Annotated in this window: 3 protein-coding genes; 2 read left to right on the top strand and 1 reads right to left on the bottom strand. The window is 70.8% G+C overall.

The window, feature by feature from the left end:
- The coding region (locus tag ACIKT0_RS16005; RefSeq protein ID WP_407106348.1) for an asparaginase at positions 1 to 350 on the bottom strand (350 nt) is incomplete at its 3' end.
- A gap of 144 nt (positions 351 to 494) precedes the next feature.
- Between ACIKT0_RS16005 and ACIKT0_RS16000 the strand changes: the two genes are divergently transcribed.
- Positions 495 to 1,562: a DNA topoisomerase IB gene (locus ACIKT0_RS16000; protein WP_407106346.1), complete on the top strand. Its 1,068-nt coding sequence runs from the start codon at positions 495 to 497 to the stop codon at positions 1,560 to 1,562.
- Between the two features lie 96 nt (positions 1,563 to 1,658).
- A complete protein-coding gene (locus tag ACIKT0_RS15995; RefSeq protein ID WP_407106344.1) occupies positions 1,659 to 2,864 on the top strand; it encodes a lytic murein transglycosylase in 1,206 nt (401 codons plus the stop codon).
- Positions 2,865 to 3,042: the final 178 nt, after the last annotated feature.

Here is a 3,042-nt window from a genome sequence, read left to right as displayed (position 1 = left end):
TCGATCGTCTCGCGGCGACGGCGGACCTGGTCCTGGTGGAGGGCGCAGGCAGCGCCGCCGAGGTGAACCTGCGCGCGGGGGACATCGCCAACATGGGCTTCGCCGCCATGCGAGGCGCAGGCGAGGGCGAGCTCCGCGTCCGTGAGGCCGAACCGGGCCGCAGCCCCGCTCTCCACCAGAGGCAGGCCCTGCAGCGCCTTCACGCCGGAGCGCGGAAAGGTCAGCCGCTCGGCGTCTCCGAGCGAGAACACCAGCTTGCCGGTGACGTCGGCGATCGCGACCGCGCCGGTATGGCGGCTCTCGACCGAGAGCCCGCGCGTGACTTCGACGAGCGGCGCGGAAGCTGTCATCGCAGAACCTCGGGTCGGGGGAAGACTGGACACGCGGCGCACTAAGCAGAACCGCGCGCTTCCGCCAAGCGCGGGAACCGCGCTTCGGTCCCCGCTGTTCTGCATTGCTGCCGGCGGATGTCCGTCGGCCCCATGAGGTGCAGCATGGCGGACGCCGCGACGCCCGAACCCGAACCGGAGAGCATGACCGTCGAGGAGATCGCCAAGGCGGCGGGGCTGAAGCTCGCCGCGCCGCGCGATCTGTCGGTCGAGCGCAGGCGCGCCGGACGGGGCTTCTTCTACGTCGACAAGGCGGGCCGACGGATCACCGACGAGGAGACGCTGGCGCGCATCCGCTCGCTCGCGATCCCGCCGGCCTATCGCAATGTGCGCATCGCCGCGGATCCGCGCCACCATCTGCAGGCGATCGGCCGCGACGAGGCGGGCCGAACCCAGTACCGCTACCATCCGGACTGGGACACGGTGCGCGAAACCCGGAAGGTGGAGCGGCTCGATCGCGTCATCGAGGCGCTTCCGAAGCTGCGCCGCGCCGTCGCGCAGGATCTGGCGAGCCCGCGGCTCAGCCGCGCCAAGGCGCTCGCCGCCGCCGTCGCGCTGATCGACGAAACCCACATCCGGGTCGGCTGCGAGACCTATGTGCGCTCGAACCAGGCGCATGGCGCGAGCACGCTGCTGAAGCGCCACGTCAAGGTCGAAGGCGAGAGCGTGCAGCTGAACTTCCGCGGCAAGGGCGGAAAGGACATCAGCTGCAAGCTTCGCTCCGGCCGGCTGGCGAAGGCGCTCTCGGGCGTCGCCTCGCTCCCGGGCCGCAGGCTGTTCCAGTACAAGGACGAGGCCGGCCAGGTGAGGCGGATCACCTCGACCGACGTGAACGCCTATCTGCGCGAGATCACAGGCCTGCCGATCACCGCCAAGGATCTGCGGCAGCTCGGCGCCAGCGCGACCGCTGCCGAGCAGCTCGTCGAGGTGGAGCCGGCCCCGAGCGAGCGCGGACGCAAGCGCCAGCTGGCCGCGGTGATGCGGGCGGTCTCGGAGAGGCTCTCGAACACGCCGGCGGTGGTCCGCAAGTCCTATGTGCACGCCGTCGTGGTCGAGGCCTTCGCCTCCGGCGCGCTCAAGAAGGCCTATCAGGACGCCCGCGGGCGACCCGGACTGAGACGGGCCGAGAAGACGCTTTCGCGTCTGGTCGCGCGTCTCAAGCGGGGGAGATGACGAAGGCGTCACCTCCGCCATCTCTTCGCCCGCTTGACGCTTCATCCACTGGTCCGCTTTCTGGCCTTCACTCTCGCTCGTTCCGGATCGGACTCCATGACCTTTGTCGCCCGCGGCGCCGCCGTCGCCCTTCTGCTCGCCGCGTCGACTTCGCTCGCGACGGCGCAGGCCCCCTGCGGGGGTGACTTCGACGCCTGGCTGGAAGGCGTCCGCGCCGAGGCCCGGGCCGCCGGCGTCTCGGACAAGGCCATCGAGGAAGGCCTCGCCGGGGTCCGGATCGAGCCCAAGGTGCTGGCGGCCGATCGCGCCCAGTCCGTCTTCCAGCAGACCTTCCTGCAGTTCGCCGGGCGAATGGCCGGCGCGCCTCGGCTCCCCAAGGGGGTGCAGATGATGAAGCAGAACGCGGGTCTGCTGTCCGAGGTCGAACGCCAGTACGGCGTGCCGCCCGCGGTCATCGTGGCGTTCTGGGGCCTCGAGACGGACTTCGGCGCCAATCTCGGAAAGTTCGACACCCGCAACGCGCTCGCGACGCTGTCGCACGACTGCCGTCGCCCGGACTTCTTTCGTCCGCAGCTGATCGCGGTGCTGAAGATCGTGGAGCGCGGCGATCTCGCGCCGTCCGAGATGCGCGGGGCCTGGGCCGGCGAACTCGGCCAAACCCAGATGATGCCGGTCGACTACGTTCGCTCCGCGGTGGACGCCGACGGCGACGGCCGGCGCGACCTGATGCGCAGCTTGCCGGACGCGCTGACCTCCGCGGGCAAATACGTGGCCGACCTCGGCTGGCGCCGCGGGGAGCCGTGGATCCAGGAGGTCGTCGTGCCGGCGGAGATGCCCTGGCAGGAAGCCGACATCGACATCAAGCACACCGTCGCCGAATGGCGCGCCTGGGGCGTCAAGCCGCGGAACGGGGCGCTGTTCCGCGACGACGCGCCGGCCGCGCTGCTGCTCCCGATGGGGCGCAACGGCCCGGCGTTCCTCGCCTACCAGAACTTCGACGTTTACCGGACCTGGAACCAGTCCTTCGTCTATGCGCTGACGGCCGCCTATCTGGCGACGCGGCTCGACGGCGCGCCCGCGGTCTCGGAAGGCAACGCGCCTGTGCGCGGGCTCAATAGCGACGAGATCCGGACGTTGCAGCAGCTGCTGGCCCGGGACGGCCTGCTGCCGGCGGACGAGGTGGACGGCAAGCTCGGCTTCGACACCCGGCGCGCGACGCGCAAGGCGCAGATCCAGCGCGGCCTGCCGGCGGACGGCTATCCGACCATGGAAGTCATCCAGGCGCTTTCATCCGGCGGATAACTCCCGCTCTTCGCTCCGTCCGCCTTGATCGCGCCCACTCCGCGTCCGACAACCTAGGATATGCGGGCATGGGTGCTGACGGACGGAGCTCCGGATCGCGAAGAAGCCTGCCTCGGCGTGGCCGAAGCCGTCGCCGAGCGCATCGAGCGCCGCCGCGTCGCGCCGCGGGCGCCGTGGC

This window comes from Hansschlegelia beijingensis (assembly GCF_045505405.1).
In the GTDB taxonomy this organism is placed as follows: Bacteria; Pseudomonadota; Alphaproteobacteria; order Rhizobiales; family Methylopilaceae; genus Methylopila; species Methylopila beijingensis_A.
This window is presented reverse-complemented; position numbering and strand designations above follow the sequence as displayed.